At 52.2% G+C, this 13,965-nt stretch carries 13 protein-coding genes; 9 read left to right on the forward strand and 4 right to left on the reverse strand.

Annotation, left to right across the window (positions count from 1 at the left end; translation table 11 throughout):
• Window positions 1-268: 268 nt before the first annotated feature.
• The 6 genes from AC6HVW_RS12330 to AC6HVW_RS12355 all read left to right on the forward strand — a co-directional run bounded on the left by AC6HVW_RS12330 (window position 269) and on the right by AC6HVW_RS12355 (window position 8,447).
• Complete coding sequence (locus AC6HVW_RS12330) at window positions 269-727, forward strand: GNAT family N-acetyltransferase (protein ID WP_186486812.1); 459 nt, start codon at window positions 269-271, stop codon at window positions 725-727.
• A 415-nt stretch (window positions 728-1,142) separates the two neighbouring features.
• The gene (gene ompC / locus AC6HVW_RS12335) at window positions 1,143-2,270 is read left to right on the forward strand and encodes a porin OmpC (RefSeq protein WP_179245729.1); all 1,128 of its coding nucleotides are present in this window, start codon (window positions 1,143-1,145) and stop codon (window positions 2,268-2,270) included.
• Window positions 2,271-2,472: 202 nt separating this feature from the next.
• The gene (gene dcp / locus AC6HVW_RS12340) at window positions 2,473-4,635 is read left to right on the forward strand and encodes a peptidyl-dipeptidase Dcp (RefSeq protein ID WP_497569446.1); all 2,163 of its coding nucleotides are present in this window, start codon (window positions 2,473-2,475) and stop codon (window positions 4,633-4,635) included.
• A 410-nt stretch (window positions 4,636-5,045) separates the two neighbouring features.
• Window positions 5,046-6,149, forward strand: coding sequence for a PfkB family carbohydrate kinase (locus tag AC6HVW_RS12345; RefSeq protein WP_186486811.1), 1,104 nt, complete (start codon window positions 5,046-5,048; stop codon window positions 6,147-6,149).
• The gene (locus AC6HVW_RS12350; RefSeq protein ID WP_071683589.1) at window positions 6,134-7,072 is read left to right on the forward strand and encodes a pseudouridine-5'-phosphate glycosidase; all 939 of its coding nucleotides are present in this window, start codon (window positions 6,134-6,136) and stop codon (window positions 7,070-7,072) included. Before AC6HVW_RS12345 ends, AC6HVW_RS12350 begins: the two co-directional genes overlap by 16 nt.
• 115 nt (window positions 7,073-7,187) lie before the next feature.
• On the forward strand, window positions 7,188-8,447 hold the full coding sequence (locus AC6HVW_RS12355; protein ID WP_497569447.1) for a NupC/NupG family nucleoside CNT transporter: 1,260 nt from the start codon (window positions 7,188-7,190) through the stop codon (window positions 8,445-8,447).
• Between the two features lie 302 nt (window positions 8,448-8,749).
• On the opposite strand, the gene nudI is transcribed toward AC6HVW_RS12355, so the two are convergent.
• The 4 genes from nudI to AC6HVW_RS12375 form a co-directional block, all read right to left on the reverse strand.
• Window positions 8,750-9,178, reverse strand: coding sequence for a nucleoside triphosphatase NudI (gene nudI / locus AC6HVW_RS12360; protein WP_024486752.1), 429 nt, complete (start codon window positions 9,176-9,178; stop codon window positions 8,750-8,752).
• A 122-nt stretch (window positions 9,179-9,300) separates the two neighbouring features.
• Window positions 9,301-9,834 (reverse strand): SRPBCC family protein, encoded by a 534-nt coding sequence (locus tag AC6HVW_RS12365; RefSeq protein WP_021178011.1) that lies wholly within the window; start codon window positions 9,832-9,834, stop codon window positions 9,301-9,303.
• A gap of 4 nt (window positions 9,835-9,838) precedes the next feature.
• The gene (locus AC6HVW_RS12370; protein WP_021178010.1) at window positions 9,839-10,186 is read right to left on the reverse strand and encodes an ArsR/SmtB family transcription factor; all 348 of its coding nucleotides are present in this window, start codon (window positions 10,184-10,186) and stop codon (window positions 9,839-9,841) included.
• An 88-nt stretch (window positions 10,187-10,274) separates the two neighbouring features.
• Entirely contained in the window at window positions 10,275-10,871 is a 597-nt protein-coding gene (locus AC6HVW_RS12375) for a TetR/AcrR family transcriptional regulator (protein WP_497569448.1), read from the reverse strand.
• Window positions 10,872-11,009: 138 nt separating this feature from the next.
• Between AC6HVW_RS12375 and AC6HVW_RS12380 the strand changes: the two genes are divergently transcribed.
• Genes AC6HVW_RS12380 through AC6HVW_RS12390 form a run of 3 tightly spaced genes read left to right on the forward strand, consistent with a single transcriptional unit; the run spans window position 11,010 to window position 13,884 of the window.
• Complete coding sequence (locus AC6HVW_RS12380; protein ID WP_368436483.1) at window positions 11,010-12,065, forward strand: sugar phosphate isomerase/epimerase family protein; 1,056 nt, start codon at window positions 11,010-11,012, stop codon at window positions 12,063-12,065.
• Between the two features lie 15 nt (window positions 12,066-12,080).
• Window positions 12,081-12,980 carry an alpha/beta fold hydrolase gene (locus tag AC6HVW_RS12385; RefSeq protein ID WP_071683585.1) on the forward strand — a complete coding sequence of 300 codons (900 nt, stop codon included), beginning with the start codon at window positions 12,081-12,083 and terminating at the stop codon, window positions 12,978-12,980.
• The gene (locus AC6HVW_RS12390) at window positions 12,967-13,884 is read left to right on the forward strand and encodes an alpha/beta hydrolase (protein ID WP_497569449.1); all 918 of its coding nucleotides are present in this window, start codon (window positions 12,967-12,969) and stop codon (window positions 13,882-13,884) included. The genes AC6HVW_RS12385 and AC6HVW_RS12390 overlap by 14 nt, the downstream gene beginning before the upstream one ends.
• Window positions 13,885-13,965 lie beyond the last annotated feature (81 nt).

The raw sequence follows: 13,965 nt of genomic DNA on the forward strand, positions 1-13,965 counted from the left end.
AAGCCTCGGTTTCCCAATAACAACAGAGTGGCGCTAAGGTCTTGTTGACGGAAATCAAGTGATGGCCTGAACCACCGCCGGAAAGTGAAAAAATGCGGCCCAGGTTGTACCTTACCGAATTAACTTTCTGCCTGCTCTGGGCGTCAACACTTACGTTAGTCATCAAGCCTGACGGCTTTGCTGCCAACATAAGAAATCGATATTGGACGAATAATCGGTCGTTCGCTTTAATAGTGCAAACAATTAAAACCAACCTTTGGAAATGAGTATGTTCACCATCAAAATTGACGATCTTACCCACCATGCCGTGCAAACATTAGTGGCTTATCATATTTCTGGCATGCTGGAACAATCTCCTCCAGAGAGCAGCCATGCGTTGAACGTTCAAAAACTTCGTGACCCTGCCGTGACATTTTGGTCTGCGTGGGAAGGGGATCAATTAGCCGGGATTGGTGCATTGAAAATGTTGGACGCAGAGCATGGCGAGCTGAAATCAATGCGCACGGCGGAGGCGTTTTTACGTCGTGGCGTGGCGAATAAATTCTTGCAGCACATCCTGCAAGTCGCGCGCGCGCGGGGCATTTCGCGTCTTAGCCTGGAAACGGGGACACAACCGGGATTTGCCGCCTGTCATCAGCTTTACCGCAAGCATGGTTTTGTGGATTGCGAACCGTTCGCAGAGTATCAGCCTGATCCAAACAGCAGATTTATGACGCTTTTTTTGTAGTTGAAGCAGGGACGGAACGGATGTATTTCATTTTATGTCTTTATTAAAGAAATGATTGGCAATGTTTTGAAATCGTTTTATTACACTCATGGAGTGAGTAGCATAAGCTTATATAAAGTCAACGTGAGCTATTCACTTTATTAATTGGTGTATCGGTAATGAATTATCAAAATTCCAACCTGTTGCATCAATTATGTTTTTTATCCTGACATAACTCTCCTTTATCCATTACGCCAGTTTAACCCGGTCTTAGACACTCATGCACAATCAAAAAACAACCAGTCGACCTTGCATTCAAGGCATGGCGGTATAAATTAATATCATTACCGCCATTAAAACGGTAATAGACCCACGAGCTAATCATGCTCGTAACAGCAGTGGCTATAGCACGACATAATAATAGAGGATAATCACGATGAAACTTCGAGTACTCTCTCTGATGGTGCCTGCTTTGCTGATGGTTGGCAGCGCAGGCGCCGCTGAAATCTACAACAAAGACGGAAATAAACTGGATTTGTACGGTTTAGTCGATGGCCTGCACTATTTCTCTGATAACAATAGCGTTGATGGCGACCAGTCCTACATGCGTATGGGGTTGCGTGGTGAAACGCAGATTAACGATCAGCTCACCGGCTATGGCACGTGGGAATACCAGGTCAACGTCAATACCCCGGAAAGCGAAAACAATGCCTTCACCCGTTATGGTTTTGCAGGGCTGAAGGCCGTTGATTATGGCTCATTCGACTATGGCCGTAACAATGGTGTCTTGTATGACGTGGCGGCTTATACCGACATGCAGCCGGAATTTGACGGTTCCACCTATGGTGCCGACCAGTTCATGTTCCAACGCTCAAACGGTCTGGCAACCTATCGTAACAACGACTTCTTTGGCCTGGTTGATGGCCTGCATTTTGCTGTGCAATATCAGGGTAAAAACGGCAGTGCGGAAGAAACTAATAATGGTCGCGACGTTCTGGGTCAGAATGGTGATGGCTATGGTATGTCGGTGAATTATGATATTGGCTATGGCATTAGTGCCGCGGGTGCCTTCTTTAATTCCAAACGTACCAGCGAGCAAAATGGCGGTGGCGCATATAGCGGCATCATGGGGCGTGGTGACCATGCGGAAGGTTATTCTGGCGGTCTGAAATATGACGACAGCAGTACCTATGTAGCCGTCATGTTTACCCAGTCCTATAATGCAGCGCGCTTCGGTAGCTCAAACAGTGAGGCTTATGGCTACGCCAATAAAGCGCAAAGTTTTGAGGCTTATGCACACTATCTGTTTGATTTTGGCCTGCGCCCATTTGTAGGTTATAACCAAACCAACGGCAAGAATCTGGGGCAAGCGGCCAACGGCAATACCTACGGCAGTGAAAACCTGGTCAAGTTTGTTGACTTGGGTGCGACCTATTACCTCAACAAAAACATGTCCACCTATGTGGATTATAAAATCAACCTGTTGGATGAAAACGACTTCACCAAATCGGCCGGTATCAATACCGACGACGTGGTTGCTGTCGGCCTGGTTTATCAGTTCTGATGACAGCGAAATAAGTCAGCTAACGCGGCCTTGTGGCCGCGTTTTTTCTTTATTCTTTCCCCTGCTAGCCTGTTTAGCCATTTCCAGTTATTTTTGCTCAAACGACCATCTGAGCCTAAGCTAGGCTATGTTGCTGAATTTGCAGCTTCTATCCAAGTGGACGCAGCGTCCCTAGATTAAGGCATGGAGGAGTTTCAATTTGATGCGTTTATCAACCCTGGTACTGGCGATCGGCGTTGCGTTAAGCATGCCCGCGCTGGCAGAAACCCATACCCAGACAAAGGAGGCGAAAGTGGCCGGAGAAGTTAAACAGGATAAGCAGGGAGAAAACCCGTTCTTTGCCGCCAGTCAGTTGCCATTCCAAGCCCCTCGTTTTGATGTCATCAGCGAAAGCGATTATGCCCCGGCCATTGCCGCCGGTATCCAGCAGAAACTGGCAGAAGTCGAAAAGATCGCCAATAACCCGGCTGAGCCTACGTTTGACAATACCTTCGTGGCGCTGGAAAAAAGTGGCGCACTGCTGACGCGCACCATGAACGTGTTCGGCGAGATGACCTCAGCCAACACCAGCGACACACTGCAAAAGCTGGATGAAGAAACCTCACCGAAGCTGGCGGCGTTAGACGATGCCATCATGCTCAACAGCAAACTGTTTGCGCGCATCAAGGCGATATACGATCGGCGTGATAGCCTCAACTTGGACCCCGAGTCCTTGCGGCTGGTAGAGGTTACCTACAAGAACTATGTGCTGGCCGGGGCCAATCTTTCTGACGCGGATAAAACCCAACTGAAAGCGTTGAACCAGGAAGCGGCGACGCTGAGTACCCAGTTCACCAATAAATTACTGGCTGCCAGCAAAAACGGCGCGTTGGCGATGGGTGATAAAAACCTGCTGGCCGGTCTTTCAGAGGGCGAGTTGGCGGCAGCAGCGCAGGCGGCCAGTGAGCGTAAGCTGGATAAGCAATGGTTGTTGGTGTTGCAGAACACCACGCAACAACCTGATTTGCAAAACCTGCAAGATCGCGATACTCGCCAAAAGTTGTTCGAAGCTTCGATCAACCGCGCAGAAAAAAATGACGCCAACGATACCCGCCAAACGTTGGCGCGGTTAGCTAAAGTGCGTGCCGAGCAGGCTAAACTGCTGGGCTTCCCGAACTATGCCGCCTGGAAGTTGCAAAATCAGATGGCGAAAACCCCGGATGCGGCGTTGGCGTTTATGCGTAATATCGTGCCTGCCGCTACGGCCCGGGCAGAGCGTGAGGCCAAAGACATTCAGGCAGTGATCGATCGGCAAAACGGCGGTTTTCAGCTGGCCGCCTGGGATTGGCAGTTCTATGCCGAGCAGGTGCGTAAAGAGAAGTACGATCTGGATGAATCACAGATCAAGCCTTACTTTGAGATGAACAACGTGCTGCATAACGGCGTATTCTATGCCGCCAATTTGCTGTATGGCATCAGCTTTAAAGAACGTAAAGATCTCCCGGTTTATCATCCTGACGTGCGGGTATACGAGGTATTTGATAAAGACGGCCAGTCTCTGGCGCTGTTCTACACAGATTTCTTTAAGCGAGACAACAAGGGCGGCGGCGCCTGGATGAGCAACTTCGTTGAGCAATCCAAACTCAACGGCACCAAGCCGGTGATTTATAACGTCTCCAACTTCACCAAACCCGCAGCGGGCCAACCAGCGTTGCTGTCCTATGATGACGTGATCACCATGTTCCACGAGTTTGGCCATGCGCTGCACGGCATGTTTGCCGATCAGCAATATCCAAGCCTGTCCGGCACCAACACTGCCCGCGATTTTGTCGAGTTCCCGTCGCAGTTTAACGAGCACTGGGCCAGCGATCCGCAGGTATTTGCCCACTTTGCCAAGCATTACCAAACGGGTGAAGCGATGCCGCAGGCGTTGGTCGATAAAATCAACAAGGCCGACAAGTTCAACAAGGGCTACGCCATGACCGAGCTGTTGGCCGCCGCGCTGCTGGATATGCATTGGCACATGCTGGGCGCCGATCAACCGCAGCAGGACGTGGACAAGTTCGAGGCCGCATCGCTGCGCCAGGACAAGATCGATCTCAGCTATGTGCCACCACGCTATCGCTCCAACTATTTCCAGCATATCTGGGGCAACGGCTATGCCGCCGGTTATTACGCCTATCTGTGGACGGAGATGTTGGCAGATGATGCCTTCCAATGGTTCAGCGATAACGGCGGATTAACGGCAGAGAATGGCCAGCGTTTCCGCGAGCAGGTGTTGTCACAGGGCAACAGTCAGGATCTGGAAAAGCTGTATGTTAAATGGCGTGGGCAGGAGCCGAGTATTGAACCGATGCTGATCAACCGCGGGCTGAAGGATAAGTAACTACGTTTAACGCTCTCCGAGGGCAGGTGACTGCTCTCGGATGGCTATAATCGATGCCATGAAAGAGAATTGTGTGAGGCCGGTCGTTTTTCTATGTAATCGAAATCAACCGTAGTGAGATTAATCCTTGTAATTAACAGGGCTACCAACACGTGTTTGTTTAAATAACCGCGAAATCCATCCTATTGTTTTAATGAGTTTATCTTCAGCATAAAATTTCCCCCTGGTATAAAAACCATAAGGAAAGGTGTTTAACGCCTGGATTAATATGATTAACGTCACAGATTAATCGCTGAAAACGGTGCGGCGACAAGTTACGATCATAATCTCAACTCCGATAGTTGCCGCTTTACTGTTGTCGGGTTCCGATTTAAAACAAACACCTGTTCAAAAACAAACAAGTGTTAATTATGACCAACCGGGAAAAACAGATACTGCAACTCCTTCGGCGGGACCCGTTGATTCAACAACACGAAATCGCCGATATTCTAGGTATTAGCCGTTCTGGTGTGGCAGGCCACATCATGAATTTGATGAATAAAGGTTATATTAAAGGTAAAGGCTATATTCTCTCCGAACATCGTTATGTGGTCACCGTTGGCTCGGTAAACATGGACGTTTGTGGTTATGCCAATACGCAGTTGGTTTATGAAGACTCCAATCCAGGGAAAATAAAATGTACCCCAGGCGGGGTTGGGCGAAATATATCACAGAACATTGCGTTATTAGGGGCCGAATGCCACCTGGTTTCCGTGGTTGGTGACGATTTCTACGGCACGACGCTATTGGAACAGGCAAAACTGGCGGGCGTCAACGTGGATAATTGCCACAGACTGCATGGTGAAAATACCTCGACCTATGTTTCGTTGTTGGATGGCAGTGGTGAAATGCTGGTCGCTATCAACGATATGCGCATCCTGGAAAAATTGACCCCGGCGCTGTTATCCCATTCTAAAGAGTTAATTCAGCACTGTGGTGTATTGGTACTGGACTGCAACCTCACCGAAGATGCGCTGGCCTGGTTATTTACCAATGCCGGTAATGTGCCGGTATTTGTCGATACGGTTTCCGCTTTTAAAGCGCCAAAAATCAAAAACTGGCTATCGCATATCCATACGTTGAAGCCGAATCGGATTGAGGCAGAAATCCTCAGCGGGATGAAAATAGCCCAGGCTAGCGACGCACCGGCGGTGGCCCAATGGTTCCACCAGCAAGGAGTACAGCGTTTGGCGCTGAGTATGGGGAGCCACGGCGTTTATTTCAGCGAAGTAGATGGCCAGCACGGTTGGTCGGCACCGCTGCCGACTCAGGTAGTCAACGTCACCGGAGCCGGGGATGCCATGATGGCGGGGTTGGTGAGTTGCTGGCTGGAGGATTTCCCACTCGATCACAGTATCCGTTTTGCCCAGGGCTGTTCGGCAATGACCCTGGCCTCTGAGTTCACCAATAACCCGAACCTGTCGCAAGGCAGCGTTCAAAAACTTTTGGAATTACAATCATGCAAAATAGCCTAATCACCCATCAATATCTGGATATCGCTCCTGAAGTGGCGCTTGCCTTGGCCGAAAATCGGCCGGTGGTGGCGTTGGAATCGACGATTATTTCCCACGGCATGCCTTACCCGCAGAACGTTGAAACCGCCTTGCAGGTAGAGGAAAAGATCCGTGCCAACGGGGCGGTGCCAGCGACCATTGCGGTGATCAATGGGCGCATGAAGGCGGGGCTATCCCATGATGAGATAGAAACGCTGGGCCGCGAAGGGCACCGGGTCGCCAAAGTGAGCCGCCGCGACTTGCCGTTTGTGATTGCCAGCGGCAAAAACGGCGCAACCACCGTGGCTTCTACCATGATCATTGCCGAACTGGCCGGGATCAGCGTATTCGCCACCGGCGGGATTGGCGGCGTGCACCGTGGCGCGCAGCAGACGTTTGATATTTCAGCCGATTTACAGGAATTGGCACAAACCAACGTGGCGGTGATTTGCGCCGGTGCCAAATCGATCCTGGATCTTGGTTTGACCACCGAATATCTGGAAACTCACGGCGTGCCTTTGGTGGGTTATTGCACCGATAGCCTGCCCGCATTTTTCAGCCGTACCAGCCCTTACTCCGTTAGCGTACGCCTGGATACACCGCAGGAAATCGCACGGGCAATGGCCGCCAAGTGGGCTGCTGGCTTGCAGGGCGGGATGGTTATTGCCAACCCAATCCCAGAGCAGTACGCAATGCCTGAAGAGAAGATCAACCAGGCGATTGAGCAGGCTGTTCAAGAGTCCGTGGAGCAGGGTGTTTCCGGCAAGGAGAGTACGCCATTCTTGCTAGCCAGAGTCGCTGAATTGACCGGCGGCGACAGCCTGCAGGCCAATATTCAGCTGGTGTTTAATAATGCCGAATTGGCAGCCAAGATCGCGGGTCATTATCAGCGAAATTGCGCTTAACGCTTAAATTAGCACTCTACGTTTGTCCTTGATAAATCACTTCTGCCTCGGCAGGCGGCAGGCTATTGCCGTTTGCCGAGTAAAGAAGGAAATAAACAAAATAGAAGGGGGCCTTATGGAGTTGTTGCGCAGTTTGGTAGGTATGTCGATCCTGTTATTCATCGGCTTTGTGTTTTCCGTCAATAAAAGAAAAATAAGCTTGCGCACGGTCGGTGCGGCATTGTTACTTCAGGTATTGCTTGGTGCTATTATGCTGTATGTCCCCGCAGGTAAATGGTTAATTAACGCCATTGCCAGCGGCGTCAATCGCGTGATTTCGTACAGCGATGCTGGGAGTGCATTTATTTTTGGCGGCCTGGTAGGGCCGAAAATGAATGAACTTTTCGATGGGGCAGGTTTTGTGTTCGCTTTTCACGTGCTACCTGCCATCATCTTTATCACCTCATTGATTTCTATTTTATATTACCTTGGGGTAATGAGGTGGGTGATCAATATTCTTGGCTATGTCTTCCAGCGGCTTATGAATATCAGCAAGGTGGAGTCCTTTGCCGCCGTCACCACCATTTTTCTGGGGCAAAATGAGCTGCCTGCGGTATTGAAGCCGTTTGTTAAACACATGAACCGCAATGAACTGTTCACGGTGATCTGTAGCGGCATGGCCTCGATTGCCGGTTCGATGCTGGTCGGTTATGCCGGTTTGGGCGTTCCCATCGAGTATCTGTTGGCGGCTTCCCTGATGGCTATCCCCGGAGGGATCCTGTTTGCCCGTTTGCTCAGCCCGGCGACGGAGCCTTCCCGTGTTGAGTTCAGCGAAATGTCATTCAGTGATAAACGGCCCGCCAGCATTATCGAAGCGGCAGCCAACGGCGCGATGTTGGGGCTGAAGATTGCGGTGGGTGTTGCCACGGTAGTGATGGCCTTCGTTGCGCTGATCGCGTTGATCAACGGCATCATCGGTGGCGTGGGCGGCCTGTTTGGCATTGAAAGCGTCAGCCTGCAAAGTCTGCTGGGCTATCTGTTTGCTCCGTTAGCCTACATCATGGGCGTGAGCTGGGAACATGCCGATCTGGCTGGGGGGCTGATTGGCCAGAAGCTGGCGATTAACGAGTTTGTCGCCTATCTCAGCTTCTCTCCTTACCTGAAAGAAAGCGCGATGCTGCTCGATTCGAAAACCATCGCGGTGATTTCGTTCGCACTGTGCGGTTTTGCCAATTTTGGTTCGATTGCTGTGGTCGTGGGGGCATTCAGTGCGGTGGTACCGGAAAGGGCCTCGGAAATTGCCCAGTTAGGGTTCCGGGCCCTGTTGGCGGCGACGCTGTCCAACCTGATGAGCGCCACCATTGCCGGGTTGTTTATCGGGTTAGGGGGGATTTGAAGAACTGGGGCAATTGCAGGTTAATCCGCCCTCGATTGCCCCTCACCCCAACCCTCTCCCGTAGGGCGAGGGAGCTGCCCGGCTTTTTTGATGAGGTTGTGCTGCTTCGGAAAGTAGGGAATAAAAAACAGAAAGGCCTGTGGCGTAAAAAACCTTAATCGGTATTCGATATTGCTAGACCACAACACAAGACAATTAACGTACTCGATCGGTTCCCTCTCCCTTTAGGTATTACTCAAGACAATCAACGCACTCGATCGGTTCCCTCTCCCTTTGGGAGAGGGTTAGGGTGAGGGGCATCACTACTCCAGCAGTCCACGTTGGCGCAGCGTGAATCGGGTCGCTTCGTTCAGATCGTAACTGGCCAGCTCTTCCTTTCGCACCCAGGCATATTCTTCAAACTCATCGTTAAGCGTGATGGTGCGGTTGGCCGCGTGACAGTCAAAAATAAGGTAAATCATATAGATCTGCTCTTTGCTGCCGTCTTCGTAGGTCTTCACTCGCACGTCATCGCGAAACGTCCAGGGTTGAATGCGGTCCAGCACCAGATCGCTACCCAATTCTTCACTGACTTCACGACGCAACGCCTGCTCGATGGTTTCTCCTGGCTCGGTACCACCGCCGGATAGCGCCCACTGGCCGGGGAAAACCCCTTTATGGGCCGCCATTTTGCATAGCAGATAGGCGTTATCGTTTTCAATTAACGGGCAAACAATAATACGTTGACGCATCGTAACTCCATGTTTCAAGGGCATCATATTGGTGCAACGCATTATACGCCAGTCAGCAGGTGGGAGTTGTTAATTCTCATGAGCGTTAACGGGGATGAGAACCCGATCCTCATCCCGAAGGCTTACAGTTTGGCCCGGTACTCGTCTTCCAACCGGCTCATTGAGGCCCAGAACGGGCTTGGTGTCCGCTCCAGCAGGCGATCGGCCAGCAGATCCAGATGGGTGTGCCAGCCGCTGGCGACGCTGAGCAGGGTCTCGCGGTTGGCCAGGCGGCGATGGGTAAGGGTCAACAGCACCTTATCCTCTTGCTCGGTCAGTTCAATAGTGACTTCAGAAGGGCGGGCTTCCCCTGTTTCTGCCCAGGTAAAGCTCACCAGGCGTGGTGGCAGAATGCAGGTGATATGACCCATCTGGGCAATTTTACCAGCACAGGATTTGTATTTTGCCGGCGGTTTTTCATCCACACCGGCCAAATCGGCATTGCAGAACAGCAGCTCGATCTTGGCCCCGACCTGCATGGGCATCTCACCGGCGGCCAGCCAGCTGGCACGTTTATCCGATTCGATCAGGTAGGCCCAGACGCGTTTGAGCGGGCCGGGCAGCAGCCGCTGGATCCGCAGCGTACCGGTTTCAATAATCATACCGTAGTCGTTCATGGGTTTACTCCGTCGGAGGATGTGAGTCGGCCTGCAGCAGCGCTTGTTCTAGCGCGTCTAGCCGCTCATTCCAGAAATGTTCGTAGGTTTGCAGCCACTGCATGGCCTGCACCATTGGCTCGGGAGCGAGCCGGCAGATATGGTTTCTTCCCTGCACGGTGCGTTGCACCAGCCCGGCAAGCTCCAGCGCTTTGATATGCTTGGAAGCTCCGGCAAACGACATCTCGAACGGCGCAGCCAGTTCACCGATGCTGTGTTCGCCTTCGGCCAATGTGCGCAGAATGGCGCGCCTTGTCGGATCGGCCAGTGCGTGGAAAATGGCGTCCAGCGGTGAGGAAGATAATTTAACCATATGGTTAAATATAGAACGTCAGCGTCAATACTCAACCGATTCGTTGAGTATTTTTTAACCTTGTCACATTAAAAGTGTGGGTAAGGCTTTACGCCGGAGAACGATCGTGCATAGTAAGGGCGACATTCACCGCTTTTTCCAGCCTGGCACGGCTCACGCCATCCCTAGCCTGCACGGACAAGCCATGTAGGAATGCCGCAAAATAATCGCCAAGGCTCTCTGCATCGGTGTTGGCGGGCAGTTCACCAGTCTGAATCGCAGCCTGTAATCTGTCGATAATGCCTTGGGTGCGCTGTTGGCGATGCTCCATCAACCAGCACCTGACGCCCTGGTTTTCTTCACTGACGCTGATCGCAGATGAAACCACCATGCATCCTTGGGGAAGTTCACCGTGGCTGTACAGGGCAACGGCGTCGTTCAGCATCTGTTTGATGGCTTCACGCACGCTGGCCTTTTCTTCGAAAGCGCGCTCGGCAAAACCGCCTTCGTGGGCTTCGTAATGTGCTATCGCCTCACGAAACAGTAGCTCTTTCGAACCAAAGGCCTTGTAGATCCGTGCCGAAGCAATGCCCAGTTCGGCCACCAGATCGGACATCGAGGTGCCTTCAAATCCCTGCCGCCAAAACAGGTTCCGCGCTTGCAATAGGGCCTGTTCACGATCGAACTCTCTGGGTCTGCCTGCCATCGTCATCTTCTCCGGTGATTTATCTGCGGACTACAGGATCGCTTAAATGGCGGATAACGCCAACGAATTTCAAAATCCTCTTGCCGATGATTCGATTTAAGTCTATTGTTTGTCAATCGACAAACAATAGGAAGGACGATGAAAACGATAAAAGGCCCCAGCCTGCACCTAGCCCAATTTAGTGATGCTGCTCCCCCGTTCAACAGCCTGCCAGCGATTGCCGCCTGGGCAAAAGAGACCGGCTTTAAAGCTTTGCAGATCCCCGCGTGGGATAGCCGTTTGTTTGATGTGAAAACAGCGGCGGAAAGTCAAAGCTATTGCGATGACATCACCGGCATGCTGGCGCAGCACGGCTTGGTGATCAGCGAATTGACCACGCATATTTTTGGCCAACTGATGGCAGTGCATCCAGCTTATGATGCGCTATGCGATAGCTTTGTACCGGAGGGGCTGCGTGGCGATCCGCAAGGGCGAACGCTTTGGGCCAAAGAAAACCTGTTGTTGGCGGCAAAAGCATCGGCCCGCTTAGGTCTGACTGAAATGGGCACCTTCTCCGGTTCATTGGCTTGGCCCTACCTGTTTCCATTTCCGCAACGGCCAGCAGGGCTGATTGAAACGGCCTTCGATGAGTTGGCCAAGCGTTGGTTACCGGTGCTCGACGCCTGTGATGAGCAGGGCATCAACCTGTGTTATGAGATCCACCCCAGCGAAGATCTGCATGATGGCATTACCTTTGAAATGTTCCATCAGCGCGTTGCGGCTCATCCACGCTGCCAAATGCTGTTCGATCCCAGCCATTTCGTGTTGCAACAACTCGACTATCTGGAATTTATCGATATCTATAAAGATCACATCCGTATGTTTCACGTTAAGGACGCAGAGTTCAATCCAAGTGGTCGGCAGGGGATTTATGGTGGCTATCAGTCCTGGGCGGATCGTGCGGGGCGGTTCCGTTCATTAGGGGATGGGCAGGTGGATTTCAAAGGTATCTTCTCCAAACTGACCCAGTACGATTATGCCGGTTGGGCCACGCTAGAATGGGAATGCTGCCTGAAGCATCCACAGACCGGGGCTGAAGAAGGCGCCGCGTTTATCCGCAACCATATCATTCCGGTCACGGATAAAGTGTTCGATGACTTTGCCGGTGCGCCGGTCAACCAACAACAAATCAACGCCTTGTTGGGCATTCGCTAACCTCTGGAGCACCTTATGACTATGCTGACTCACGGGCCATTATCCAATGGGCTCGAGGCCGAACACGTCTATATTAAAATCAACGGCCAGCGTATTCACTGCGCCATCGCCGGAAGTGGGCAACCGGTGCTGCTGATCCCTGGCTGGCCACAAACCTGGTACACCTGGCGTTACGTCATGCAGGCGCTCGCCAATGCGGGCTTTCAGGCTATTGCTGTAGATCCTCCTGGTATAGGAGACTCGGACAAACCTCTTGGAGCCTATGACACCGGCAGCGTTGCCGAAAAACTCCATCAGGTCATGGCGCAACTGGGACATCAGCGCTATGCGGTGATCGGCCATGATATTGGCATGTGGTTGGGTTATGCGCTGGCCAGTGATTACCCTCAGGCGGTTAGCAGGCTGGTGCTGACCGAAGCGGTGATCCCCGGTTTGGCAGAAGCACCGCCGATCTTTGTTCCTGCCGAGGACAACATCTTCCTGTGGCATTTTATGTTTAACCAGCTAACCGACCTGCCCGAAGCCCTGACCACTGGCCGAGAGGCTGAGTATCTGGGGTACATTTTCAACCGCTGGTCTTACAGGCGCGATCGAGTCGCCGCAGATACCTACATCGCGGCTTACTCGGTGCCTGGTAGCTTGCGGGCCGGTTTTGATTATTATCGGGCAATTCCTGAGACCATTCGACAAAACCAACAACGGGCTAAAACGCCCCTAACGATGCCGGTGATGACGATTGGTGCAGAACATGCAACACGCGATGCCCCATTCCTTACCCTGGAGGGCAAGGCTCGTCAACTCCAAGGAGAAGTGGTGCCTGGCTGTGGGCATTTCATTACCGAGGAGTGCCACGAGGAATTTATCGCCCTGATCCTGCCTTTTTTACAGGAGGGTAAAGCCCATGCCGCTCGATAAGCAGATCGCGCTATTTTTGCAGCAACAGGCCGATGCACCAGCACCATCCTCACTGGAAGAGCTACGTTCGCAAACGGCAGTTGGGTTACAGCGCTTGCAGGGGGCACCCCAGCCCGTCAAAAAAATAATGGTGTTCCACATCCCGGTTGGCGGCGGGCAAACTATTAGCGTGCGTGGTTATATTCCCCTAAATGCACCGGAGGATATGCCGCTTCCGGCGATGGTGTTCGCTCATGGCGGCGGATGGTGTCTGGGCTCACTTGACGTTTACGATGTACCTTGCCGCGAGTTGGCCAATGCCACAGGGCGAGTGATCCTGTCTGTCGACTATCGCCTGGCACCGGAATATCCTTTCCCGACGCCGTTGCATGATGTTTATCAGGCGCTATGTTGGGCCTCGGAGCAAGCAGCGCAAATCGGCATTGACCCTCTGCGAATTGCGCTTGGCGGGGATAGTGCGGGGGGCAACCTGGCGGCTGCGGCAGCTCTGATGGCCAGGGATCGTTCAGGGCCAGCCGTAGAACATCAATACCTGCTTTACCCTGCATTGGATAGCGAGATGGCAATGCCCAGCTTTGCCGCATATGGTGAGGGTTACTACCTGACGCAGGAGATCATGGGTTGGTGCTGGGCAAACTACCTTGGGCAGGATACTGACCCTCGCGAGCCTTACGCTTCTCCTTGGTATACGTCAACGCTGGCAGACTTACCACCAGCGACGATCCTGGTGTGCGAATACGATCCGCTGCGGGATGAAGGTGAACGCTATGCGCAGCGATTGCAAGAAGCTGGCGTTAACGTGAATTGCCAGCGTTTATCCGGGATGGTGCACGCTTGTATGCATATGACGGGTTTGACCCCGGCTGCCCAGGTTTTATTTACTGTGCTGGAGAAATTGCCTTAGTTCTTGCTGACCGCCAGGGAAGGCGGGACAACGTGGTATTAAAATGATAAACCTAGTGTTGCCGAGTCATTATCAGCCCGG

It is taken from the genome of Serratia sp. NCCP-200 (genome assembly GCF_059697885.1).

Coding starts and splice junctions, on each gene's coding strand:
- AC6HVW_RS12380 (WP_368436483.1), top strand. CDS start 11,010: ATGAAAACGATAAAAGGCCCCAGCCTGCACCTAGCCCAATTTAGTGAT.
- AC6HVW_RS12350 (WP_071683589.1), top strand. CDS start 6,134: ATGCAAAATAGCCTAATCACCCATCAATATCTGGATATCGCTCCTGAA.
- AC6HVW_RS12370 (WP_021178010.1), bottom strand. CDS start 10,186: ATGGTTAAATTATCTTCCTCACCGCTGGACGCCATTTTCCACGCACTG.
- nudI (WP_024486752.1), bottom strand. CDS start 9,178: ATGCGTCAACGTATTATTGTTTGCCCGTTAATTGAAAACGATAACGCC.
- AC6HVW_RS12355 (WP_497569447.1), top strand. CDS start 7,188: ATGGAGTTGTTGCGCAGTTTGGTAGGTATGTCGATCCTGTTATTCATC.
- ompC (WP_179245729.1), top strand. CDS start 1,143: ATGAAACTTCGAGTACTCTCTCTGATGGTGCCTGCTTTGCTGATGGTT.
- AC6HVW_RS12375 (WP_497569448.1), bottom strand. CDS start 10,871: ATGGCAGGCAGACCCAGAGAGTTCGATCGTGAACAGGCCCTATTGCAA.
- dcp (WP_497569446.1), top strand. CDS start 2,473: ATGCGTTTATCAACCCTGGTACTGGCGATCGGCGTTGCGTTAAGCATG.
- AC6HVW_RS12365 (WP_021178011.1), bottom strand. CDS start 9,834: ATGAACGACTACGGTATGATTATTGAAACCGGTACGCTGCGGATCCAG.
- AC6HVW_RS12385 (WP_071683585.1), top strand. CDS start 12,081: ATGACTATGCTGACTCACGGGCCATTATCCAATGGGCTCGAGGCCGAA.
- AC6HVW_RS12345 (WP_186486811.1), top strand. CDS start 5,046: ATGACCAACCGGGAAAAACAGATACTGCAACTCCTTCGGCGGGACCCG.
- AC6HVW_RS12330 (WP_186486812.1), top strand. CDS start 269: ATGTTCACCATCAAAATTGACGATCTTACCCACCATGCCGTGCAAACA.
- AC6HVW_RS12390 (WP_497569449.1), top strand. CDS start 12,967: ATGCCGCTCGATAAGCAGATCGCGCTATTTTTGCAGCAACAGGCCGAT.